The following is a 21,459-nucleotide window of genomic DNA, read 5'->3' as shown; positions in this document are numbered from 1 at the left end:
AGGGCGTATGCTCACCGCATGAGCAACGAGTCATCTACCCCAGTCCAAAACCTCGAACACCATGAATGCTGGGCCTTGCTGCGGACGGTCTCCGTGGGCAGGCTGGCTGTGCTCGTGGATGGGCGCCCGGACATCTTCCCGGTCAACTACACCGTGGACAGCGGCACGCTGGTCTTCCGGACAAGCCAGGGAACAAAGCTGTCGGCAGCGTCCGGCGATGCCCCCGTGGCCGTGGAGGCGGACGGCGTGGATCCGGAAACGGGGCTGGCCTGGAGTGTGGTGATCAAGGGCACCGCGGCACTGGTCAAGAGCACTGAGGACGTGCTGGAAACCTCCCGCCTGTACCTCTTCCCGTGGCAGTCGGGGCGGAAGGACGCTTTCGTCCGCATCACCCCGGATTCGGTCACCGGCCGCCGCTTCCAGGTCACCGATCCGATGACGTGGTGGACCCAGATCAGCAGCGCCGCCAGGACGGCGCCGGAATAAAGCCCCCGGCATCAGGTTCCCCGGCCGTGGCGGCCGGGAACCTGATGCCTCAGGCGAGCTGGGTGATCTCCACGCTGACGTTCAGGGCGGACCCGCCGCCGCCGGACAGGATGCCCTTGAGCGGGGGCACGTCCCGGTAGTCGCGGCCCCGGGCCACCGTGACGTGGAAGTCACCGGCAGGTTTGTGGTTGGTGGGGTCCCAGCTGCGCCAGTCACCGTCCCACCATTCCAGCCAGGCATGCGACTGTCCGGCCACGGTCTCGCCGATTCCCGCGCTTGACCGCGGGTGCAGGTAGCCGGAGACGTAGCGTGCCGGAATGCCGCAGCTGCGCAGGGCACCGATGGCCAGGTGAGCCAGGTCCTGGCACACGCCCTGGCGCTGGCCCCAGGCCTCCTCCGCATTGGTGGTCACAGCGGTGGAGCCGGACATGTAGGTCATCTCGCCCCGCATCCAGGCAAAGACGGCCATGGCAGCTTCGTGCGGGTTCTTCCCCGCCACAACGTCCGGGATGATGCCCAGTACTTCCTCGCCCGGCCCACTTAGACGGGATTGCGGCAGCCAGTCACTGAAGGTGTCCAGTGTTTCCGGTGCGGCCAGGACGTCCCAGCCCACGATGTCCGCTTCCGCAGGGATTTTCCCCGCCCGGTGCACCTCCACCGTGATGTTGGAGACCACCTCGAGGTTCTCGTGGGGCATTTGCATGTCAAAGGCTGTGACCCTGGTCCCCCAGTAGTCGCGGTAGGTGCTCACCGCCGCCTGGGACGGGGACACCTTCACCACGGACTCCAGCACCACCTGCTGCGAATCCGTCAGCGGCGTCATCCGGGCCTCGTTGTAGGACAGGGTGACGCGCTTGTTGTACTTGTAGGCCGTCCTGTGGACGATGCTCAACCGGGTCATGACACTTCTCCCACCCAGGCCAGTTCGTCCGCCTGATTGAAGTACTTACGGGAAATGGCGTCCGAGGCCTGGGACACTGCCTTCTGGACCCGTTCCATGTGCTCGGGAAGCTCGGACATGAGGTCGTCGGTCCGGTGGAACTCAAGGAAGGTCCTGGCCTGCCCCACGATGCGGCGGGCATCGTTGATGAAACCCACCCGCTGCGCGGACGGGTCCAGCTTGGCCAGGCACTCGTCGGCGTCCCGCAGCGCGTAGACGATGGAGCGGGGGAAGAGCCGGTCCAGCAGCAGGAATTCGGCGGCGTGCTGGTCACCGAACGCGGCGCGGCGGGTGCGCAGGAAGGACTCGTAGGCGCCGGCGCAGCGCAGCATGTTCACCCAGGACATGCCGGCGGAGAGCACGTCGCGGGTGGACAGCATCCGGGCCGTCATGTCCGCACGTTCCAGGGAACGGCCCAGGACCAGGAAGAGCCAGCTTTCGTCGTGGCTCACCGTGGTGTCGGCAAGTCCGCTGACCATGGCGGTGCGTTCCAGGGTCCAGTTGCAGAAGCGGTAGGTACCCACCACGTCCTTGCGGTGCTGGCTCAGGCCGTAGTACGTGGTGTTCAGGCTCTCCCAGAGCCCCGAGGACACGGTTTCCCGGGCCCGGCGGGCATTCTCGCGGGCGGCGCCCAGGGAGCCGGCGATGGACGTGGCGCTGGTCTTGTCATAGGCCAGGGCATGGAGCAGTTCGGGCAGGCCAAAATCCTCGCTCTGGGGGCGGGCGCCCATGACCGCGAGCAGTTCCTGGGCGACGCTCCTGCGCTCCTCCATGGGGAGGTGGTTGAGGCGTTCCAGGTGCACGTCAAGGATGCGGGCGGTACCGTCCGCCCGTTCGACATAGCGGCCGATCCAAAACAGGGACTCGGCAATTCGGCTAAGCATTCGCGGCTACCTCCTGCGCGCCCGGAACGGTGTAAGGGAAATGCCCGACGGCGGCGCGGCTCACTGCTGCTGCTCCGACTGGCGGTCGCGCCAGTTGCTTTCCACCGGCCACACGGAGACCCGTTCACGGACCGTGACGGATTGGCGGGGAACGGTTTCCACCGGCATCTGGGGTGAATCGGCAAGGACCCAGGTGTCCTTGGATCCGCCGCCCTGGCTGGAGTTGACGATCAGGGACCCTTCCTTGAGTGCCACGCGGGTCAGGCCGCCGGGGAGGACCCAGACGTTGTCGCCGTCGTTGACTGCAAAGGGCCTGAGGTCCACGTGCCGGGGGCCGAACTTGTCTCCACTCAATGTGGGGACGGTGGAGAGCTGCAGCACCGGCTGGGCGATCCAGCCGCGGGGGTCAGCGATGATCCGCTGGCGGAGGGCGTCCAGTTCATCCCTGGAGGCATCCGGGCCGATGACCAGGCCCTTGCCGCCGGAACCGTCCACGGGCTTGACCACCAGTTCCGCGAGGTTGTCCAGGGTGTACTCCCTGGCTTCCTTTTCCTCGAGGCGGAAGGTGTCCACGTTGGCGATGATGGGCTCCTCGCTGAGGTAGTAGCGGATCAGGTCAGGGACGTAACTGTAAACCAGTTTGTCGTCGGCAACGCCATTGCCCACCGCGTTGGCAATCGTGACGCCGCCGGCGCGGGCGGCGTTGACCAGGCCGGGGCAGCCAAGCATGGAGTCGGAGCGGAACTGGAGGGGGTCCAGGAAGTCGTCGTCGATCCGTTTGTAGATGACATCCACACGCTGTTCACCGGCGGTGGTGCGCATGTAGACGCGGTTGCCGCGGCAGATCAGGTCGCGGCCCTCCACCAGTTCCACACCCATCAGGCCGGCCAGGAGGGTGTGCTCGAAGTAGGCGCTGTTGAACACGCCCGGGGTCAGGACGACGACGGTGGGATCGTCGACGCCTGCCGGTGCGGTTTTGCGCAGGGCCGAGAGCAGCCGGCGCGGGTATTCCTCGACGGGACGGATGAGCTGCTGACCGAAGGCCTCCGGCAGGCCCTTGGCCATCGCGCGCCGGTTCTCCAGCACGTAGCTGACACCGGAGGGTACGCGGACGTTGTCCTCCAGGACACGGAACGTGCCGGCGGCGTCGCGGACGACGTCGATGCCGGAGATGTGGACGCGGACCCCGCCTGCCGGTTCGAAGCCGTGGACCTGCCGGTGGAAGTGTGCGCTGGTGGTCACCAGCTGGCGCGGGATCACGCCGTCGGACACCACCGTCATTTTGTCGTAGACGTCGTTCAGGAAGGCTTCCAGGGCACGGACCCGCTGGGCGACCCCCTTTTCCAGGACGTCCCACTCGGCCGCCGGGATGACGCGGGGCACGATGTCGAGCGGAAAGGGCCGTTCCTCGCCCGCGTAGTCGAAGGTCACCCCGCGGTCCAGGAAGGTGCGCGCCATGGAGTCGGCGCGTGCGGTGACGTCCGCCAGGGAGAGCTTCCGGAGTGCGTCCGCCACCTGCCCGTACGAGTCCCTGGCCTGTTGCCCCGGGGCGAACATCTCGTCGTAGGCTCCGGATCGGCCCGCGGCCTCGGAGTAATCCTGGAATAGGTCTGACATGTCCAATAGCCAACCATCTTTTTGTTTCGAATTCATTACTGCCATCCATTGTGGCGTGTTGGCGCCAATGCCCCGGTTCGTACTTTACGGGCCTCGTCGGGCACAGTAGGTGAGTGCCAGTCAGCAGAAGCCTCCCAGCGCCGGGCCGCGGCAGTTCCGGGCCGCGGATTGCCCGCCTGGTTCCGGGGCTGATGACCGCCGCTGCCGCCGTCGCAGCGGCTTTCCTGGTGCATGGACTGCTGCCGGCCCTGCCGGCAATGACCCTCGCCGTGGTCCTGGGCGTTCTGGCCGCCAACCTGCCCGGTGCCGGCACGTGGACGGGAGGCCGCGCACGGCCGGGGCTGGACTTCGCCGGCAAGCACCTGATGCGCGGCGGAATCGTACTCCTGGGCCTGAAGGTCAGCGTCATGGATGTCCTGGGCCTCGGCTGGCTGGCCCTGGTCCTGATTGTGGGCGTGGTGGCAGCCAGTTTCGGCGGGACGTATGCGATTTCGCGGTTGTTCCGCCTTCCGCCCGTGACCTCACTGCTGGTGGCCACGGGATTTTCCATCTGCGGCGCCTCCGCCATTGGCGCCATGGCCGCCGTCCGCCGCATCCGGCACGCGGAAACCGTCCTGCCCGTGGCCCTGGTCACTCTTTGCGGCACGCTCGCCATCGGCGTCCTCCCCCTCCTCGCGCAACCCTTGGGGCTCACGGCCACAGTGTTCGGAGCCTGGACCGGTGCCTCGGTACACGACGTGGGCCAGGTGGTGGCCACGGCGCAAACCGCCGGGACCGCCGCCCTGGCGGTCGCCGTCGTCGTCAAACTCACCCGGGTGCTGCTGCTGGCCCCCGTGGCCGCGCTGGCAGGTGCGCACCACCGAAACGGGGTGCGTGCCGTGGGCACCGGGGATGGCGTGGCTGAGAAAATGCCGCCGCTGGTGCCGCTGTTCGTCGTGGGCTTCGTTGCCATGGTGGCGCTGCGCTCAACCGGCTGGCTGTCCGCAGGCTTGCTCGACCTGGGGGCCACCCTGCAGGACATCCTGCTGGGTGCGGCCCTGTTCGGCCTTGGCTCTGCGGTCCGTATCCGCACCCTGCTCCACACCGGCGGACCGGCGCTCCTGGCGGCACTCGCTTCGTGGCTCCTGATTGCCGTGCTGGGCCTGGCTGCGGCCTTCCTGATCGCCGGCTGAACCAATGAATCGGCGCCGTGATTAGATAGCCGGGTGTCACATGAGAATCTGCAGCGCCGTGAAGCCGCCGAACGTTCAGCCCTGATCAGCACTACCAGCTACGACATCTCCCTGGATGTGCGGCAGGCAGCGGATCCGGCGGTCACCGGCTACACGAGCCGCAGTGTCATCACCTTCACCGCCGAACCTGGCGCAAGTACGTTCCTCGACTTCATCGGCGGTGACGTGCACAGCGTGTTCCTCAACGGGAGGGGCCTGCGGGTTGAGGATGTGGTGGACGGCGCGCGGATCCGGCTGGACGACCTGCGGGCCGAGAACCAGGTCACGGTCACGGGAACGGCGCTGTACAGCCGTTCCGGCGAAGGCATGCACCGGTTCGTGGACCCGGCGGACGGCCGGTGCTACCTGTACACCCAGTACGAGCCTGCTGATGCGCGCCGCGTCTTCGCGAACTTCGAGCAGCCCGACCTGAAGGCGACCTACACCTTCCACGTGATGGCCCCCGCTGACTGGCACGTGGCGTCCAACGGCGCGGAGGTCAAGCGCACCCTGCTGACCAGCGACCCCGCCACGGCATGCTGGGACTTTGCCACCACCCTGCCGATGTCCACCTACATCACCACCATCCTGGCCGGGCCGTACTTCAAGGCCACGGACCGCTGGCAGGCAACGCTCGACGACGGCAGCCAGCTGGACGTCCCGCTCGCCCTCTACTGCCGTGCATCCATGGCGGACTCCTTCGACACCGGGGAGCTCTTCAGCCTCACGAAAAAGGGCCTGGACTTTTTCAACCGCCTTTTCGATTTCCCCTACCCCTGGGGCAAGTACGACCAGGCGTTCGTTCCCGAATACAACCTCGGCGCCATGGAGAACCCGGGGCTGGTGACGTTCACGGAAAGCTACGTGTTCACCTCGCGGGCCACGGACGCCCAGTACCAGGCGCGTGCCAACACCCTGATGCACGAGATGGCGCACATGTGGTTCGGCGACCTGGTGACCATGCAGTGGTGGGACGACCTGTGGCTGAAGGAGTCCTTCGCCGACTACATGGGAACCCTCGGTGTTGACCGGGCCACGGACTGGGACACCGCCTGGGTCAACTTCGCCAACAAACGCAAAGTCTGGGCCTACGTGCAGGACCAGCTCCCCACCACCCATCCCATCGTGGCCGACATCCCGGACCTTGAAGCGGCAAAACAGAACTTCGACGGCATCACCTACGCCAAGGGCGCGTCCGTGCTTAAGCAGCTGGTGGCCTACGTGGGCTTTGACGCCTTCATTGCCGGGTCGCGGGAGTACTTCCGGAAGCATGCCTACGGCAACACGTCGCTGGCCGACCTCCTGGCTTCCCTGGCGGCGGCCTCGGGGCGGGACCTGTCCGGGTGGGCCCGGCAGTGGCTGCAGACCTCCGGCATCTCCAGCCTGTCCATGGACTTTTCAGCTTCCAGTGCAACGGACGACGACGGCGTGCCGGGCCGGGTGGCCATCGTCCAGGAAGCGGTGGATCCGGTGACGGGACGTGAGGAGCTGCGTCCGCACCGGCTCCGGATAGGTTCCTATGACTTTGATGCCGGCGGCGCCCTGGTGCGGACCGGGAGCATCGAAACGGACGTGGCCAGCGAGCGGACGGAGCTCCCCCAGCTCGCCGGGCAGCAACGGCCGGCGCTCCTGCTGGTCAACGATGAGGACCTGACCTACGCCAAGGTGCGGCTGGACCCGGTCTCCGAGGCAACGGTGCGCGCATCCCTGGACCGGATCACGGACCCCATGGCGCGTGCCCTCTGCTGGACCGCGCTTTGGAACTCCGCCCGCGACGGTGAAACTCCGGCATCGTTGTACGTTGACGCCGTGACGGCGTTTGCCCCGGCTGAAACCGGCATCGGGGTCCTGCTGAACATCCTGGACAACGCCACCACCGCCGTCGAACGTTACACACCGGCGGGCACCCGCGGGAGTGTCCGTGCTTCCTTACTTGAGGCCGCCGCCGGCGAACTGGACCGGGCCGTCCCCGGTTCTGACGCACAGCTTGCCTGGGCCCGCACCCTTGCCGCCCTCAGCCGGCATGATGCGGCAGCGCTCCCCCGGCTCCGTGGCCTGCTGGACGGCACGGCTACCGTGCCGGGGCTGTCCGTGGACGCAGAGCTGCGCTGGCAGCTGTGGCATGCGCTCGCCGCCAACGGACAGGCCGGCGCGGCCGAGCTCGACGCAGAGCTGGCGCGGGACACCACGGCATCCGGCCGCGCCGGCCACGCAACGGCCATGGCGTCCCGACCCGACGCGGCGGTCAAGGCTGCGGCCTGGGAAGCCGCCGTTCACGGAAACGAGCTCTCCAACCAACTCCTCACCGCCACCATCAATGGATTCAGCACCGCGCCTCCGGTGTTGTTGGAGCCGTACGTGGAACCCTACTTCGACTGCCTGCTGGCTGTCTGGGAAGAACGCAGCATCGAAATCGCCAGCCGGATTGTCCGCGGCCTCTATCCCGGCGCCCAGGACCTGACAGGCACCCGCCCCGGGGACCATCCGGTGGTGCGGCGGACGGATGACTGGCTGGACGCCAACCCGGACGCGCCGCACGCCCTGCGCCGGATCATCATCGAGCAGCGCAGCCACCTGCTGCGCGCACTCACCGCACAGGCCGTCGTCGTTCCTTCATCGACTGCTCCGTAACTGCCGTTTTCAGGCCGCAAAACGGCAGTTACGCAGCAGTGGATAGGCTGCGGGACGAGTAGGCAGCAGTCGATGGGGCTAGGGGACGCGGTGGAGCCATTCCCTGGTGCCGAACTTGGTGGCCACGCGTTCCTCGGCTGCCGCCAGTTCGTGTCCCGCCAACGATGACGGGGTTGCACCGTAACGCTCGCTGAAAACGCCCATCATCGCCTCAATGATCGCCGTGCGCGCCAGGCCGGTTTGGCGACGCAGCGGATCCACCCGCTTCTTGGCGCTGCGGGTGCCCTTGTCCGAAAGCTTCTCCTTGCCGATCCGGAGCACCTCCACCATCTTGTCGGCGTCGATGTCGTAGCTCATGGTGACGTGGTGCAGCATGCCGCCGTTGGCCAGGCGTTTCTGCGCGGCACCGCCGATCTTGCCCTGGTCCGTGGCGATGTCGTTCAACGGAATGTAGAAGGCGTTAATGCCCAGCCGTTCCAGTGCCGCCATGACCCATGCGTCCAGGAAGGGGTAGGAGTCGGCGAAGCTGAGCCCGTCCACCAGGGTCTGCGGCAGGTAGAGCGAGTAGGTGATGCAGTTGCCGGCCTCCATGAACATCGCTCCCCCGCCGCTGATCCGGCGGACCACGTTGATGCCGTGCCTGGCCACGCCCTCGGGGTCCACCTCGTTCTGCACCGACTGGAAGCTGCCGATGACCACCGACGGCTCCTGCCAGTCCCAGAACCGCAGCGTGGGCGTGCGGGCACCGGCGCCAACGGCCTCGGTGAGGACCTCGTCAAGGGCAACGTTGATTTCGGTGGGCAGCACGGTCGGCGCAATGACGTTCCACTCGTGGTCGCCCCAGGACGTTGCCTTGGCCAGGGCACGGCGGACGGTCAAGGCCACGGCGTCAGCGGAGAAGCCGAACAGCACGGCACCGGCGGGCAGGGCGGCGGTGACGGCCGCTGCCAGGTCCTTGGCAGGCGTGGTGTCAGGAAGGCCGGTCAGGGCGCGGTTGATGTCCTCCAGTGCCTCGTCCGGCTCCAGGAAGAAGTCGCCGCTCACAGAGACGTCAGCCAGGGCGCCGTCCGCCACGGCCAGGTCCACCACCACCAGCTTGCCGCCCGGGACCTTGTACTCACCGTGCAGGTGCTGGTTGGTGGTGGCATCATGGGCAGGAATACGTGGCTGGGTCATGCTTTCCATCCTGCCCCAGAAAACAGGTGCACGGTTAAAAGCAGAAAGCCCGCGCCGTTGCCGGTGCGGGCTTTCCATCAGACCTTGGGGAAAGAAGATTACTTCTTGCCGCCGAAGCCCTTGAAGCGAGCGTTGAAGCGCTCGACGCGGCCTGCAGAGTCCATGATGCGCTGCTTGCCCGTGTAGAACGGGTGGGACTCGGAAGAGATTTCGACGTCGATGACCGGGTAGGTGTTGCCGTCTTCCCACTCGATGGTCTTGTTGGAAGACACGGTGGAGCGGGTCAGGAACTTGGTGCCGGAGGCCAGGTCGTTGAAGACAACAGCTTCGTACTTCGGGTGGGTATCAGACTTCATAATGGGACCTTTGTTCGCGCAACTGGATTTTGCCAGCTGCCAGGTATGAATGGGATGGCTGGGATCTGTTGCATCAGCCGAAGCTGAAAAAGCAGGACAACCAACTATCCATCATAGCCGATGCGGGAGGGGCTGACGAACCGGTTATCCGCCCCCTTACCGCGCCCGCAGCTCCCAGAACGCCACGGCCGACGCAGCAGCCACATTGAGCGAATCCACGCCATTGCGCATGGGGATTTTGACGGCGAGGTCGACGGCGGCGAGCGTCTCCGGGCTCATGCCGGCGCCTTCGGTGCCCAGCACCAGGGCGAGCTTGTCAAGGTTGCGGGACGCGACGGCGTCGATGTCCTCCGCGTCCGGCGTCAGCTCCAGTGCCGCGACGGTGAAGCCGTGGTCCTTCAGCACCTGCAGGTCGCCCGGCCAGTCCCCCATGCGTGCCCAGGGAACCTGGAACACCGTGCCCATGCTGACCCTGACGCTGCGGCGGTAAAGCGGATCACCGCAACGCGGGGAGACCAGCACGGCGTCGATGTCCAGCGCTGCGGCGGAGCGGAAGATGGCACCCACATTCGTGTGGTCCACGATGTCCTCCAGCACGGCCACGCGGCGGGCGCCGGCCAGGAGTTCCGGCAGCGGCACCGGCGCGGGGCGCTGCATGGCCGCCATGGCGCCACGGTGCAGGTGGAAACCCGTGATCTCCTCGAGCAGGGCTGCCGAGCCGATGAAAGCGGGAATGTCGGGATACGCCCGGAAGACGTCGTCGAGGTCCGCCATCCACTTTTCCGCGAGGAAGAACGAACGCGGCCGGTGGCCGGCTGCCAGGGCCCGGCGCAGGACGCGCGACGACTCGGCGATGTACATCCCCTCGGCCGGTTCACGGAGCTTGCGAAGGTGCACGTCGGTCAGGGTGGTGTAGTCGCTGACGCGCGGGTCGTCGGCGGATTCGAGGTAGTGGAAGGTCACCGGGTGATTATTTCAGCAGGTTGGCGATCATGACGGCAAGGGCCACGATGCCCAGGCTGAAGATCACGGCCCGGAGGACGCGCGGCGAGAGCTTTCGGCCCACCTTGGAGCCCAGGATCCCGCCGATGGTGGAGCTGACGGCGATGAGCAGCACCACGAGCCAGTTGATCCGGTCGAAGGCGAAGAGCAGGTAGGAGATGGCGGCCACCATGTTGACGCCGAGCACCAGGATGTTCTTCATGGCATTGGCGTTCTGGATGGTCCCGGTGAGGAAGACGCCCAGGATTCCCACCAGCAGGATCCCCTGGGCTGCCACGAAGTAGCCGCCGTATACGCCGGCGAGGTAGACGAGGACCACCAGGAGGATGCCGTGGCGTTTGTCCCGGACGGCGTGCTCCGGATTGGCCTCGCGGTTGCGCACCCAGTCCTGGAGCCTTGGCTGGAACACCACCATCAGCAGCGCCAGGACCAGCAGGACCGGCGCAACGTAGTGGAACACCTTCTCCGGCAGGTGCAGCAGCAGCCAGGCGCCGGACACGCCGCCCAGGACCGACGCCGGCAGCAGGCGCAGCACCTGCCGTCCCCGCCCGGCAAGTTCACGCCGGTAGCCGAAAGCCCCGGCCGCGGTGCCGGCCACCAGGCCCATGGCGTTGCTCATCGATGCCACCACCGGGGCCACGCCTAGGGCGATGAGTACGGGGAACGTGACCAGGGTGCCGGAGCCCACTACGGCGTTGATGGTGCCGGCCCACAGACCGGCGATGAACACAATGATGCTGCTGAAGAGTTCCAAGGCAGTAGCGCAGGCCGCTTCTAGCGGCGTGCGGTGGCGGTGTAGCGTCCCGCCTTCTCGGTGACCGCAAGCGGCAGGCCGAAGGTGGTGCTCAGGTGCTCTTCAGTCAGGACTTCGGTGATGGGGCCGGCCGCCACGACGCTGCCGTCGCGCAGGAGCATGGCATGGGTGAAGCCGGGCGGGACTTCCTCAAGGTGGTGCGTGACCAGGACCATGGCCGGCGCGGACTCGTCGCCGGCGAGTTCGCCCAGCTTGTGGACCAGCTCTTCGCGGCCGCCCAGGTCCAGCCCGGCGCCCGGCTCATCCAGGAGCAGCAGTTCCGGGTCCGTCATGAGGGCACGGGCAATCTGGACGCGCTTGCGCTCGCCTTCGGACAGCGTGGCGAAGGTCCTGTTGAGCAGTGGCCCCATGCCCCAGTCGTTCAGCAGCCGGAACGCGCGCCGTTCGTCGTCGCGCTCGTAGCCTTCGCGCCACCGGCCCGTGACGCCGTAGGCGGCGGTGACCACGACGTTGAGAACGTTCTCGTGTTCCGGGATCTGGGTGGCAAGGGCTGCAGAGGAAAGGCCGATGCGCGGCCGCAGTTCGAAGACGTCAACGCGGCCCAGCACTTCGTCGAGGATGCCCGCGGTGCCGCTGCTCGGGTGGAGACGGGCCGCAGCGATCTGGAGAAGGGTGGTTTTGCCGGCGCCGTTGGGGCCAAGGATGACCCACCGCTCGCCTTCATTGACCTGCCAGTCGACATTGTCCAGCAGGGTCTTTTTGCCTCGGACAACGCTGACGGAGTCCAGTTCCAGAACATCACTCATAGGAGTAGACACTAGGACAAAATAGAAGATGACTGATAACCGGTGTGAAGGCCCGTGGCTGCTTCGCAGCGGCGGGTCCGCAACGGATTCCAGCGGTCCCGTCGGCGCTGGCTAAGATTGCAGGCATGACTTCGAACGTGACTGCGGTCAGCTATGGCCTCAATGTGACCCCCACCGGGCTGGAGCAGCTGCGTTCCGTCCTCGCATCGCACGGCGCCCAGGTACTGTCCGAATCCTCCCCGGAAGGCGACCGGTACCAGGTCCACATCCTTGACCTGGCCCTTTCGGATGCGACCGAGGCCGGGCTCGCCGCCCTGCGCAGGTCCGTGGCCGGGGCGGCCACCAGCGATTTCGATACTGCCGTTGTTCCGGCCGGCCTCCGCTCCGCTGCCCGGAAGCTGTTGATCATGGATGTGGATTCCACCCTGATCCAGCAGGAGGTCATCGAGCTCCTGGCGGCCTATGCCGGCAAGCGGGACGAAGTCGCCGCCGTCACGGAAGCTGCCATGCGCGGGGAACTGGATTTCGCCCAGAGCCTGCACGCCCGGGTGGCCGTGCTCGCCGGGCTGCCGGCCGACGTCGTCCATTCCGTCCGCAACGAAGTGAAGCTCAGTGAAGGCGCTGGCGATCTGGTGGCCGCTTTCAAGGCGGCCGGCCACACGGTGGCAGTGGTGTCCGGCGGCTTCAACCAGATCCTCGAACCGATCGCAGCCGACCTGGGCCTGGACTACTGGCAGGCCAATGAACTGGAAATCGTCGACGGCGTGTTGACCGGCAAGGTGCTGGGCGCCGTGGTGGACAGGGCGGCCAAGGAAAAGTACCTGCGCGAGTGGGCGGCGGCCGAAGGCGTCGCCCTCGAGCACACCATCGCGGTGGGCGACGGCGCCAACGACCTGGACATGCTCGGTGCCGCCGGGATCGGCGTCGCGTTCAACGCCAAACCTGCCGTCCGCGCCGTGGCCGACGCCGCCCTCAACATGCCGTACCTGGACGCGGTCCGCCACGTCGCCGGGGTCTAGCCGCTCTTAACAGGGAAGGGCCCACGTCCGCAGGAATTCCTTGCGGCGTGGGCCCTTCTCACGAAGTGGGAAGCCTAGCTGGCGGGCTGGGTACCCTTGCCGAAGTAATCTGCTCCGCCGGCGTACTCGGTATGGCCGGATTCGACGTCGGCTGTTGCCATGCTTGCCACCACCTCGGCGAACTCCTCCACGGAGTACAGCTTGCCGGCTTCAGCCCGCCGGGCCTCGATGGCGCCCGGGGTGGAGCGGTCCAGGAGCGTGGCGGTGACGGTTCCCTCGATCATGTCGCCGGACACCACTACCAGGGAGATGCCCTTTTCGGCGAGGTTGGGGATCAGTTCGCGCAGCGCGTCCTCACCCGCGCGCTTGCTGCGGGCCACCGGCTCGTAGGCCTCCATGGTGGGCACGGTGTTGATGAAGTGCGCCTGGTGGCTGGTAACGAAAACCACGCGGGAGCCTTCCTTCATCAGGGGCACAGCGGCGTTGAGCATGTTGACCTGTGCGTCGCGGTTGAGCTTGAGGGCGTAGTCCTCCCCCATGCCGGTTTCCATGCCGCCCGAGGCGTTCAGCACCAGGATGTCCAGCGAACCGAAGTTCTCCATCGCGGCGCTGGCCAGGGCCTGCACGCCCTCCTGCGTGGTGAGGTCGGCGCCCACGGCGACAGCGCGTCCGCCGGCGGCTTCAATTCCCTGCACCACCTTGTTGGCGCGGGGCGCCTTCTGGCGGTAGTTGACCACGACGGCGGCACCATCCGAGGCGAGGATCTTTGCTACGTCGGCGCCGATGCCCCGCGATGATCCCGTGACGATGGCCGTCTTGTTGTCCAGCAGTCCCATTCGAGCTTCCTTTGTTCGAAACATCTAAATCGTTGTGGTCTGCAGTCCATCATGCCAGCGGCTGCTGCGGATATCCGTTGTGCGGCTCCGACAAATAAGGGGCGCCCGGCTAGTTTCCTGCAGGGGCAATGACCGGAAGGGTCAGTGGCCCATGCCCAGGCCGCCGTCCACCGGGATGACCGCACCGGAGATGTAGGCGGCCTCATCGCTGGCAATCCACCGGACCACATTCGCAACCTCGGCGGCTTCGGCAAAGCGGCCGGCGGGGATGCTGGTGAGGTAGTCCTTCTGGGTGGCTTCGGGGAGTTCGGCTGTCATGTCGGTGTTGATGAAGCCGGGCGCCACCACGTTGGCGGTGATGCCGCGGGAACCGAGTTCGCGGGTGAGGGACCGGGCGATGCCCACGAGGCCGGCCTTGGATGCGGAGTAGTTGATCTGCCCCGGTGCGCCGTAGAGGCCGGAGACCGAGGAAATGAGGACCACACGGCCCTTGCGGAGGCGGATCATGCCCTTGGACGCGCGCTTGATGACACGGAAGGCGCCGGTGAGGTTGGTGTCGATGACGGAGGTGAAGTCATCCTCGCTCATGCGCAGGAGCAGGGTGTCCTTGGTGATGCCGGCGTTGGCCACCAGTACTTCGACGGGACCGTGGGCAGCTTCCACTTCCTTGAAGGCCGCGTCCACGGATGCCTCATCGGTGACGTCCGCCTTGACGCCCAGGATTCCTTCCGGAAGCTGGGTTTCGCTGCGGTAGGTCACCGCCACCTTGTCACCGTTGGCCAGGAACGCCTGGGCGATGGCCAGGCCGATACCGCGGTTGCCGCCAGTGATGAGGACACTGCGTGGTGCGGAAGCTGTTTCAGTCATAAAGGGGCTCCGGGATTCTGCGGCAGGCTGCGCCGCGGTAGTGGGGGTGTGGTTTGGGCTGCCTCCGATCTTAGCGGCAGGCCCGCTGCGGGTTTGGGCAGCACTGCCGATGGTGCGAGAATTGAGGGAAGCCTTTGGAGCGTGATCATCCACCGTGACCCTTGAAAACCATGCGGGACATTCCGCGCCCGAAGAACCGGGCCGGTTCTCCGGCGATACCGAGGTCCACAGCATTACTGACGCCGCCGGAGCGCACTCTGAGGACATGCGCCAGCGGATGATCAAGTACGCGCTGGCCATGGGAATCCGCATGGTGTGCCTGATCATGATCTTCGTGGTGGACGGCTGGTTCAAGATCATCGCGGTGGCCGGCGCTGTATTCCTGCCCTGGATTGCGGTGGTCATCGCCAACGGCAGCGACAAGGCCGAGGCCCACAGTGATTTGCTGCTGGATTCCGCCCCCCTGGCGGAGATTGAGAGCCCGGTTCTTCCGGATCCGGAGGATGAACCCGGAAGCGCTGTGCTTCAAGGCGAACTGGTGAAGGATGAGGACCCCGGGGAGGAGCGGCAGGCATCATGAGTCTTTTCGATTTCGCGGCAGGATCGGACGTGGCGTCCGGGACCGCCATGTGCTCACGGAAGGCGTGCAGGGCCCAGGCGTCCTGGCAGCTCCTCTGGAACAACCCCAAGATCCACGCCCCCGAGCGCCGCAAGATCTGGCTTGCCTGCGCCGACCACCGGGAATGGCTGGAGGACTACCTGCAGACCCGGGGGCTCTGGAAGGAAACGCTTCCCCTTAGCCCCGGCGATGACGGTTCACCGGCACAGGACATCTGAATGTACCGGTTCCTTTTTTCCAGCAAATGGCTGGGCTATCTCCTGCTGGCCGCGATCTTTGCCGCCGCCTGCGTATTTTTAGGCCGCTGGCAGATGGACCGGCGTGCGGAGACGCTGGCCGAGATCAACCGGGTGGTCAGCAATTACTCCGCCACCCCCATCCCCTTTGCGCAGGCACGGGACCAGTTCAACCAGCTTGACCCTGCCAAGGAGTGGACCCAGGTTGAATTGAAGGGCTCGTACGATGCGGCCGGCCAGCGGATTGTCCGCAATCGGCCGCTGAACGGCCAGCCGGGCTACGAGGTGGTGGTCCCCTTCCGCCTCACCACCGGCGAAACGGTGGTCATCGACCGCGGCTGGCTGCCCATCGGCAACAGGAATCCGGGCAGCCCGGATTCGGTGCCGGCACCCCCCTCGGGTGAGGTCACCGCCGTCGTTCGCCTGAAGCATGGCGAGCCGGAACTTCAGCGCGGGGCCCCCGAAGGCCAGCTCGCGTCCATTGACCTGCCAACCTACGCCACGCAGCTGGGCTACCCGCTGCTTACGGGCGCCTACGGCCAGCTTGCGTCGGAAGCGCCTCCGTCCGCCGACATGCCCGTGGCGTTCCCCAAGCCGTCCACGGACGAGGGGACGCACCTGTCCTATTCGCTGCAGTGGTTCGCCTTCGGCGTGCTCATGTTCGTCGGCTTCGGCTACGCGGCCCGCCAGCAGGCCCGGAATGCGGCGATCGACGCAGAGGACGAGGAAGAAACGCTGCCGGACGGCGCCGTCCATTCCGCCGTCCCTGCCGCCCGCCGCCCGGCCCCGCCGCGCAAGCGCAAGAAGGCCACAGCGGAGGAAGAAGAAGACGCCCTCCTGGACGCGCAGGGGTACTAGGGCATGGAGTACGACGGCGGCGCTTTGCTGATTGCGCTTGTTCCGTCCGCTTCGCGACGCGCGTGATTTCCCCTTGGCTGTGCCGAAAGGGACGGCTCGCTGCCCCGGGCGGAGCGGTCGATAGTCGGACAGGACCACGGACTCCTCTGGGCCCGAGCAGGAGACCACACGGCGATGTTCAGCATCACCTACGACGAGCTGCACAGGATTACAGGCGCTAAGGAAATGCCCCTCCGCTGAGCAAAGGCCACAAAGGCACGAGCGGAGCGGCGCAGGTGATTTATGTAGCGTGCGTCAAAGGCGAGGAACGAGCCAGCACGCGGGAAATCGCCTGCGTCGCGCAGCGAAGTAGCCACGGGCGCGCACCTGCGTCGCGCAGCGAAGTAGCCACGGGCGCGCACCTGCGTCGCGCAGCGAACGCAAGGCATGGAGCGGCTTAGGCCAGGGTGATCAGGTCCAGGTAGTCCTCGTTCCAGAGGTCTTCGACGCCGTCGGGAAGCATGACCACGCGTTCGGGGTTCAGGGCTTCGACAGCGCCTTCGTCGTGGCTGACCAGAACGACGGCGCCGGTGTAGTTGCGCAGGGCGCCGAGGATTTCGGCGCGGCTGGCGGGGTCGAGGTTGTTGGTTGGTTCGTCGAGGAGGAGGACGTTGGCGCTGGAAGCCACGATGGTGGCCAGGGCCAGGCGCGTCTTTTCGCCGCCGGAGAGAACGCCGGCGGGCTTGTCGACGTCGTCGCCTGAGAACAGGAATGAGCCCAGGATGCCGCGCACCTCGGCGTCCTTCATGTCCGGTGCGGCGGAGCGCATGTTCTCGAGAACGGTACGGTCGTGGTCCAGGGTTTCGTGTTCCTGGGCGTAGTAGCCCACCTTCAGGCCGTGGCCGGGGATGACCTCGCCGGTGTCCGGGGCGTCCACCCCGGCGAGCATGCGCAGCAGCGTGGTCTTGCCGGCACCGTTGAGTCCCAGGATGACCACCTTGGAACCGCGGTCGATGGCCAGGTCCACGTCGGTGAAGATTTCCAGCGAGCCGTAGGACTTGCTGAGCCCGTCTGCGGTGAGCGGGGTCTTGCCGCAGGGTGACGGATCGGGGAACCGCAGCGCCGCCACGCGGTCCTGCTCGCGGACGGCTTCCAGGCCGCTGAGCAGACGCTCGGCACGCTTGGCCATGTTCTGTGCGGCCACAGCCTTGGTGGCCTTCGCCCTCATCTTGTTGGCCTGGTCCATGAGGACCTGGGCCTTCTTCTCGGCATTGGCGCGTTCACGCTTCCGTGCGCGCTCGTCCGTCTCCCGCTGCAGGAGGTACCGTTTCCAGTCCATGTTGTAAAAGTCGATCTGGGCGCGGTTGGCGTCCAGCAGGAACACCTTATTGACGGTGGCTTCCAGCAGGTCGGTGTCGTGGCTGATGACGATGAGGCCGCCCTGGTGGTTCTTCAGGAAGTCACGCAGCCAGGCGATGGAATCGGCGTCAAGGTGGTTGGTGGGTTCGTCCAGGAGCATCGTTTCGGCATCGGAATAGAGGATGCGGGCGAGCTCCACGCGGCGCCGCTGGCCGCCTGACAGCGTTTTGAGCGGCTGGTTCAGCAGGCGGTCAGGGAGGGCCAGGTTGGAACAGATTGACGCAGCCTCGGCCTCGGCAGCATACCCGCCGGCTGCGAGGAATTCGGACTCCAGCCGGTCGTACCGGTTCATGGCCTTGCGCTGGACGTCGGCATCTTCGCTGGCCATTTCATCGTGCGCTTTCCGGAGCTTCCCGACGACGATGTCCAGGCCGCGGGCGGAGAGGATCCGGTCGCGTGCCAGCTGCTCCATGTCCGGGGTGCGGGGGTCCTGCGGGAGGTAGCCGATTTCGCCGCTGCGGGTCACCTTGCCGGCGGCGGGAAGGCCTTCGCCTGCAAGGACACGCGTCAGGGTGGTCTTGCCCGCGCCGTTGCGGCCCACCAGGCCGATCTTGTCCCCTTTATCGATGCGGAAGCTCACCTGGTCCATCAGGAGCCGGGCACCGGCACGCAGTTCAAGATCCTGGACAGTAATCACAGCAGGTAAGGCCTTTCACAACAGGGAACGCCGCGGTCCGCGTACACGGTACGAAGGGACGCCAGGGCAGAGTAGCCGGAGAACGGCACAATCCAGTCTACCGTCCGGCAGGGCAGCCAATTTTCAACAACAGCATGCGGCGGGAGGTTTCCTGCTGATGCCGTGGACTCAAGGCGGCCTGCTGCCCGGGAAGGTCGTGGAGAATGTGGTCATGGAATTCGATCGGCTGCTCCAAATCCGGCGCATCTACGCACAGGCGGCCGCTTTGGAGCTGCCCCGGGGCCAGGAGATCGTGGCACGCTGGCCGGATGCCGACGTCGTACTGGTGGACAACCATTGGAATATCCCGGACGTCCATGGTGATGAAGCCAACGTCCCGCGCTGGTCACGGATCAAAACCGAGGCGCTGGTTCTGGGCGTCAAGAAGTCCCTGTCCGTCAAGCCGAACGGCCGGTCAGCGGACTTCATCGCGCCCTCCACGGCGAACGGGTGCGCCATGGCGTGCGCCTACTGCTACGTGCCGCGGCACAAGGGGTACAGCAACCCCGTTACCGTGTTCGCCAATATCGACCAGATCGCCGCCACGCTCGAACGGCACGCCACCCGCCAGGGGCTGAAGCTGGAGCCCAATCAGTGCGACCCGGAGCTGTGGGTCTATGACATCGGCGAGAACAGCGACTGTTCGGTTGATGCGCTGATCAGCGACAACGTGGAGGATCTCGTCACGCTCTTCCGCGAACTGCCCAACGCCAAGCTGTCCTTTGCCACCAAGTTCGTTAACCCGGCAATGCTGCACTGGAATCATGGCGGGCATACCCGGATCCGGTTTTCGCTGATGCCCGCGGACCTGGCGAAGTCCGTCGACGTCCGGACATCACCGGTGGCGGAACGGATGGCGGCCATCAACGACTTCGTTGCCGCCGGGTACCAGGTGCATGTGAACTTCTCCCCCGTCATTGTCACGGACACCTGGCTCGCGGACTGGGAGCAACTGCTGCGCCAGCTCGACGCCACCCTGACGCCGGCAGCCAAGGCACAGCTGGCCGCAGAGGTCATTTTCCTGACGCACAACGAGCAACTGCACCAGGTCAACCTGGGCTGGCATCCGCAGGCCGAAAACGTCCTGTGGCGTCCCGATCTTCAGGAGTCGAAGACCTCGTCCAATGGCTTCAACAACGTCCGCTACCGGTCACGTGCCAAGGCGGGCTACGTGCGCCAGCTCACCGCGCTCATTTCAGACATAGCCCCTTACTGCCGCATCCGGTACGCGTTTTAGAGGGCATCCTCCCGGATGACAGACAGTTATCGTTCTTCGTGTTTCTCCGGCTGATGGCCGTTTGTCCGGGCCTCCGCGGCACCTTCTTCGTGGCTGCCCTTCGCCTTGCCGAATGGCAGGACTTTCAGCAGCGGACCCACGACGGCCAGGACGACGAGGCCCCAGGCGAGTCCGAGGACCGCCGAGCAAAGGGTGTTGACCAGCCAACCCAGGAGCCCGCCGGCAACCGGAACCTCTGCTGCCGGGGATTCGAGGGCGTGGACCAGGTCGTAGGGCGCATGCCAGCCGAGGTCATGGGCTCCCTGCAGCATGATGTGCCCACCAACCCAGAGCATCGCGATCGTTCCGACGAAGGTAATCGCGGCCAGCACGGCCGGCATGCCTCTCACCAGGAGCCTGCCGAGGCGCTGGGAACGGGCAGAGTCCTTGGCAGCCAGGTGGATTCCGATGTCGTCCATTTTGACGATCAGTGCCACCGCGCCGTATACGAGCACTGTGATGGCGAACGCCACCATGACCAGGATGAAGGCGCGGACCCAGATGGACTCCGCCGCCACCTCGTTCATCGAGATGACCATGATCTCGCAGGAGAGGATGAAGTCGGTGGTGATGGCACCCTTGACAACCTTGGCCTCGGCGTCGGGCCCGCGTTCCACTGACGGGGAGTCCTCGTCCTCATGGTGACTGCCGCGGAGCTTGTGCCAGACCTTCTCCGCGCCCTCGTAGCATAGGTAGGTGCCGCCCAGCATGAGGATGTAGGGAATCACGCCCGGGACGAAGGCGCTGATGAGCAGCAGTGCCGGGAGGATGATGAGCAGTTTGTTCCGGATGGAGCCCCAAAAGATCCGCTTGATCATGGGCAGTTCGCGGGACGGGTCCGCTCCTGAAACGTACTGCGGGGTGACGGCGGCGTCGTCAATCACCACGCCGGCGGCCTTGGCCCCCGCCTTTGCGGCACCGGCGGCCACATCGTCCACGGAAGCTGCAGCAATCCGGGCAAGGGCCGCAACGTCGTCGAGCAGGGCAACGAGACCGCCGCTCACAGGTGGCCTCCGCTCAGAACGGTAACGGACCGATGGGCATTAAGGGCTGGGTGCTTTTTGGGCATGTTGGGAGTATATTGCAGCAGGCGGTCAGCCCTTCTTCAGTTCCTCGGCGAGCATGACAATAATTCCGCTCGGTCCCCTGACGTAGGTGAGCTTGTAGACGTCTTCGTAGGTGGCAACCCCGCGCAGGGGGTGGCAGCCGTGCCTGGCCGCAGTTTCCAGTGCGGCGTCGATGTCGTCCACCGAGAAGGCCACGCGGTGCATGCCGACCTCGTTGGGCAGGGTGGGAAGAGTCTCGATCGCTTCGGGGTGGATGTACTCGAACAGTTCGAGCCGGCCGTGGCCGTCCGGTGTCTGAAGCATGGCGATTTTGGCATGGTTGCCGTCGAGGCCTACGGCGGTATCGGCCCACTCTCCACTGACCGTCTGACGGCCCAGGACGGTGAGGCCGAGGTCGGTGAAGAATGCGATGGCCTCCTCCAGGTCCCGGACTGCAATGCCGACGTTCTCCAGTTTGATGGGCATGCGGCACACATTACCAAGTCATCAGGCCCGGTCCTTTACGACCAAGAGATGTAGAAGCCGCTTGGGCTCCAGTGAATGACGCCACCCTGGTAGTTCTGGGCCACGCCTCCATTCCCCGTAGCGTATTCATCACTGGTGGGATAGCCGAGTCGACCCGATTCATACCCTGTGGAGGCCCAGATGGAGCGTATGGCGCCGACGGAGATATGGGGTCCTGTGGCCGGTGACCAGATTATGGCCCCGCCCTGGTAGTTCTGGTAGACCCCGCCGTCCCTGAGG

Annotated in this window: 22 protein-coding genes; 8 read left to right on the top strand and 14 right to left on the bottom strand. The window is 66.0% G+C overall.

Annotated elements, in window-relative coordinates:
• The first annotated feature begins 18 nt into the window (after positions 1 to 18).
• Positions 19 to 486 (top strand): pyridoxamine 5'-phosphate oxidase family protein, encoded by a 468-nt coding sequence (locus tag ACR65K_RS05060; RefSeq protein WP_056333809.1) that lies wholly within the window; start codon positions 19 to 21, stop codon positions 484 to 486.
• A 49-nt stretch (positions 487 to 535) separates the two neighbouring features.
• Here the strand turns inward: ACR65K_RS05060 and ACR65K_RS05055 are convergent, their stop codons facing one another.
• Genes ACR65K_RS05055 through ACR65K_RS05045 form a run of 3 tightly spaced genes read right to left on the bottom strand, consistent with a single transcriptional unit; the run spans position 536 to position 3,927 of the window.
• Positions 536 to 1,387 carry a transglutaminase family protein gene (locus ACR65K_RS05055; RefSeq protein WP_056333806.1) on the bottom strand — a complete coding sequence of 284 codons (852 nt, stop codon included), beginning with the start codon at positions 1,385 to 1,387 and terminating at the stop codon, positions 536 to 538.
• Positions 1,384 to 2,310, bottom strand: a complete 927-nt coding sequence (locus ACR65K_RS05050) for an alpha-E domain-containing protein (protein ID WP_018761308.1) — start codon at positions 2,308 to 2,310, stop codon at positions 1,384 to 1,386. Before ACR65K_RS05050 ends, ACR65K_RS05055 begins: the two co-directional genes overlap by 4 nt.
• Positions 2,311 to 2,370: 60 nt before the next feature.
• Positions 2,371 to 3,927, bottom strand: coding sequence for a circularly permuted type 2 ATP-grasp protein (locus ACR65K_RS05045; RefSeq protein ID WP_056333803.1), 1,557 nt, complete (start codon positions 3,925 to 3,927; stop codon positions 2,371 to 2,373).
• A gap of 191 nt (positions 3,928 to 4,118) precedes the next feature.
• Between ACR65K_RS05045 and ACR65K_RS05040 the strand changes: the two genes are divergently transcribed.
• Together ACR65K_RS05040 and pepN are read left to right on the top strand one after the other, a co-directional pair.
• The gene (locus ACR65K_RS05040; RefSeq protein ID WP_056333800.1) at positions 4,119 to 5,099 is read left to right on the top strand and encodes a YeiH family protein; all 981 of its coding nucleotides are present in this window, start codon (positions 4,119 to 4,121) and stop codon (positions 5,097 to 5,099) included.
• A gap of 33 nt (positions 5,100 to 5,132) precedes the next feature.
• Entirely contained in the window at positions 5,133 to 7,769 is a 2,637-nt protein-coding gene (gene pepN / locus ACR65K_RS05035; RefSeq protein WP_440151591.1) for an aminopeptidase N, read from the top strand.
• A gap of 78 nt (positions 7,770 to 7,847) precedes the next feature.
• Here the strand turns inward: pepN and lplAB are convergent, their stop codons facing one another.
• The 5 genes from lplAB to ACR65K_RS05010 all read right to left on the bottom strand — a co-directional run bounded on the left by lplAB (position 7,848) and on the right by ACR65K_RS05010 (position 11,863).
• Positions 7,848 to 8,945, bottom strand: a complete 1,098-nt coding sequence (gene lplAB, locus ACR65K_RS05030; protein WP_440151589.1) for a lipoate-protein ligase LplAB — start codon at positions 8,943 to 8,945, stop codon at positions 7,848 to 7,850.
• A gap of 98 nt (positions 8,946 to 9,043) precedes the next feature.
• A complete protein-coding gene (locus ACR65K_RS05025) occupies positions 9,044 to 9,301 on the bottom strand; it encodes a type B 50S ribosomal protein L31 (protein WP_018771158.1) in 258 nt (85 codons plus the stop codon).
• Positions 9,302 to 9,457: 156 nt separating this feature from the next.
• Positions 9,458 to 10,264 (bottom strand): TrmH family RNA methyltransferase, encoded by an 807-nt coding sequence (locus ACR65K_RS05020; protein ID WP_440151588.1) that lies wholly within the window; start codon positions 10,262 to 10,264, stop codon positions 9,458 to 9,460.
• Positions 10,265 to 10,271: 7 nt separating this feature from the next.
• Complete coding sequence (locus ACR65K_RS05015) at positions 10,272 to 11,057, bottom strand: sulfite exporter TauE/SafE family protein (RefSeq protein ID WP_440151586.1); 786 nt, start codon at positions 11,055 to 11,057, stop codon at positions 10,272 to 10,274.
• Between the two features lie 20 nt (positions 11,058 to 11,077).
• A complete protein-coding gene (locus ACR65K_RS05010) occupies positions 11,078 to 11,863 on the bottom strand; it encodes an ABC transporter ATP-binding protein (RefSeq protein ID WP_056333785.1) in 786 nt (261 codons plus the stop codon).
• Positions 11,864 to 11,988: 125 nt separating this feature from the next.
• Between ACR65K_RS05010 and serB the strand changes: the two genes are divergently transcribed.
• On the top strand, positions 11,989 to 12,882 hold the full coding sequence (serB, locus tag ACR65K_RS05005) for a phosphoserine phosphatase SerB (protein WP_440151585.1): 894 nt from the start codon (positions 11,989 to 11,991) through the stop codon (positions 12,880 to 12,882).
• 74 nt (positions 12,883 to 12,956) lie between these two features.
• Here the strand turns inward: serB and ACR65K_RS05000 are convergent, their stop codons facing one another.
• Both ACR65K_RS05000 and ACR65K_RS04995 read right to left on the bottom strand, forming a co-directional pair.
• Positions 12,957 to 13,718, bottom strand: coding sequence for an SDR family oxidoreductase (locus ACR65K_RS05000; protein WP_440151584.1), 762 nt, complete (start codon positions 13,716 to 13,718; stop codon positions 12,957 to 12,959).
• Between the two features lie 141 nt (positions 13,719 to 13,859).
• Positions 13,860 to 14,585, bottom strand: coding sequence for a beta-ketoacyl-ACP reductase (locus ACR65K_RS04995; RefSeq protein ID WP_056333780.1), 726 nt, complete (start codon positions 14,583 to 14,585; stop codon positions 13,860 to 13,862).
• A 154-nt stretch (positions 14,586 to 14,739) separates the two neighbouring features.
• On the opposite strand from ACR65K_RS04995, the gene ACR65K_RS04990 reads away from it, so the two are divergent.
• Genes ACR65K_RS04990 through ACR65K_RS04980 form a run of 3 tightly spaced genes read left to right on the top strand, consistent with a single transcriptional unit; the run spans position 14,740 to position 16,298 of the window.
• The gene (locus ACR65K_RS04990) at positions 14,740 to 15,165 is read left to right on the top strand and encodes a DUF3099 domain-containing protein (RefSeq protein ID WP_056333776.1); all 426 of its coding nucleotides are present in this window, start codon (positions 14,740 to 14,742) and stop codon (positions 15,163 to 15,165) included.
• On the top strand, positions 15,162 to 15,422 hold the full coding sequence (locus tag ACR65K_RS04985; protein ID WP_440151582.1) for a hypothetical protein: 261 nt from the start codon (positions 15,162 to 15,164) through the stop codon (positions 15,420 to 15,422). The genes ACR65K_RS04990 and ACR65K_RS04985 overlap by 4 nt, the downstream gene beginning before the upstream one ends.
• Positions 15,423 to 16,298 carry an SURF1 family cytochrome oxidase biogenesis protein gene (locus tag ACR65K_RS04980; RefSeq protein ID WP_440151581.1) on the top strand — a complete coding sequence of 292 codons (876 nt, stop codon included), beginning with the start codon at positions 15,423 to 15,425 and terminating at the stop codon, positions 16,296 to 16,298.
• 436 nt (positions 16,299 to 16,734) lie between these two features.
• Here the strand turns inward: ACR65K_RS04980 and ACR65K_RS04975 are convergent, their stop codons facing one another.
• Entirely contained in the window at positions 16,735 to 18,333 is a 1,599-nt protein-coding gene (locus tag ACR65K_RS04975; protein ID WP_056333766.1) for an ABC-F family ATP-binding cassette domain-containing protein, read from the bottom strand.
• A 211-nt stretch (positions 18,334 to 18,544) separates the two neighbouring features.
• On the opposite strand from ACR65K_RS04975, the gene ACR65K_RS04970 reads away from it, so the two are divergent.
• On the top strand, positions 18,545 to 19,609 hold the full coding sequence (locus ACR65K_RS04970) for a spore photoproduct lyase family protein (RefSeq protein ID WP_440151579.1): 1,065 nt from the start codon (positions 18,545 to 18,547) through the stop codon (positions 19,607 to 19,609).
• A gap of 26 nt (positions 19,610 to 19,635) precedes the next feature.
• On the opposite strand, the gene ACR65K_RS04965 is transcribed toward ACR65K_RS04970, so the two are convergent.
• From ACR65K_RS04965 to ACR65K_RS04955, 3 genes are all read right to left on the bottom strand, one after another.
• Positions 19,636 to 20,652, bottom strand: a complete 1,017-nt coding sequence (locus ACR65K_RS04965; protein ID WP_440151578.1) for a DUF808 domain-containing protein — start codon at positions 20,650 to 20,652, stop codon at positions 19,636 to 19,638.
• Between the two features lie 90 nt (positions 20,653 to 20,742).
• Positions 20,743 to 21,180, bottom strand: a complete 438-nt coding sequence (locus ACR65K_RS04960) for a VOC family protein (protein WP_440151577.1) — start codon at positions 21,178 to 21,180, stop codon at positions 20,743 to 20,745.
• Positions 21,181 to 21,215: 35 nt separating this feature from the next.
• Positions 21,216 to 21,459 (bottom strand): LGFP repeat-containing protein (locus ACR65K_RS04955; protein WP_440151576.1); only part of this gene is annotated, 244 nt, incomplete at its 5' end.

The organism is Arthrobacter sp. SAFR-179, from assembly GCF_059414945.1.
The sequence above is the reverse complement of the archived record's forward strand: the minus strand, read 5'-3'. Positions and strand labels throughout refer to the sequence as shown.

Bases quoted from the DNA above. Each gene is read 5' to 3' on its own strand.
- ACR65K_RS05060 (WP_056333809.1), top strand. From the start codon at position 19: ATGAGCAACGAGTCATCTACCCCAGTCCAAAACCTCGAACACCATGAA.
- ACR65K_RS05055 (WP_056333806.1), bottom strand. From the start codon at position 1,387: ATGACCCGGTTGAGCATCGTCCACAGGACGGCCTACAAGTACAACAAG.
- ACR65K_RS05050 (WP_018761308.1), bottom strand. From the start codon at position 2,310: ATGCTTAGCCGAATTGCCGAGTCCCTGTTTTGGATCGGCCGCTATGTC.
- ACR65K_RS05045 (WP_056333803.1), bottom strand. From the start codon at position 3,927: ATGTCAGACCTATTCCAGGATTACTCCGAGGCCGCGGGCCGATCCGGA.
- ACR65K_RS05040 (WP_056333800.1), top strand. From the start codon at position 4,119: ATGACCGCCGCTGCCGCCGTCGCAGCGGCTTTCCTGGTGCATGGACTG.
- lplAB (WP_440151589.1), bottom strand. From the start codon at position 8,945: ATGACCCAGCCACGTATTCCTGCCCATGATGCCACCACCAACCAGCAC.
- ACR65K_RS05025 (WP_018771158.1), bottom strand. From the start codon at position 9,301: ATGAAGTCTGATACCCACCCGAAGTACGAAGCTGTTGTCTTCAACGAC.
- ACR65K_RS05010 (WP_056333785.1), bottom strand. From the start codon at position 11,863: ATGAGTGATGTTCTGGAACTGGACTCCGTCAGCGTTGTCCGAGGCAAA.
- serB (WP_440151585.1), top strand. From the start codon at position 11,989: ATGACTTCGAACGTGACTGCGGTCAGCTATGGCCTCAATGTGACCCCC.
- ACR65K_RS05000 (WP_440151584.1), bottom strand. From the start codon at position 13,718: ATGGGACTGCTGGACAACAAGACGGCCATCGTCACGGGATCATCGCGG.
- ACR65K_RS04995 (WP_056333780.1), bottom strand. From the start codon at position 14,585: ATGACTGAAACAGCTTCCGCACCACGCAGTGTCCTCATCACTGGCGGC.
- ACR65K_RS04985 (WP_440151582.1), top strand. From the start codon at position 15,162: ATGAGTCTTTTCGATTTCGCGGCAGGATCGGACGTGGCGTCCGGGACC.
- ACR65K_RS04980 (WP_440151581.1), top strand. From the start codon at position 15,423: ATGTACCGGTTCCTTTTTTCCAGCAAATGGCTGGGCTATCTCCTGCTG.
- ACR65K_RS04970 (WP_440151579.1), top strand. From the start codon at position 18,545: ATGGAATTCGATCGGCTGCTCCAAATCCGGCGCATCTACGCACAGGCG.
- ACR65K_RS04960 (WP_440151577.1), bottom strand. From the start codon at position 21,180: ATGCCCATCAAACTGGAGAACGTCGGCATTGCAGTCCGGGACCTGGAG.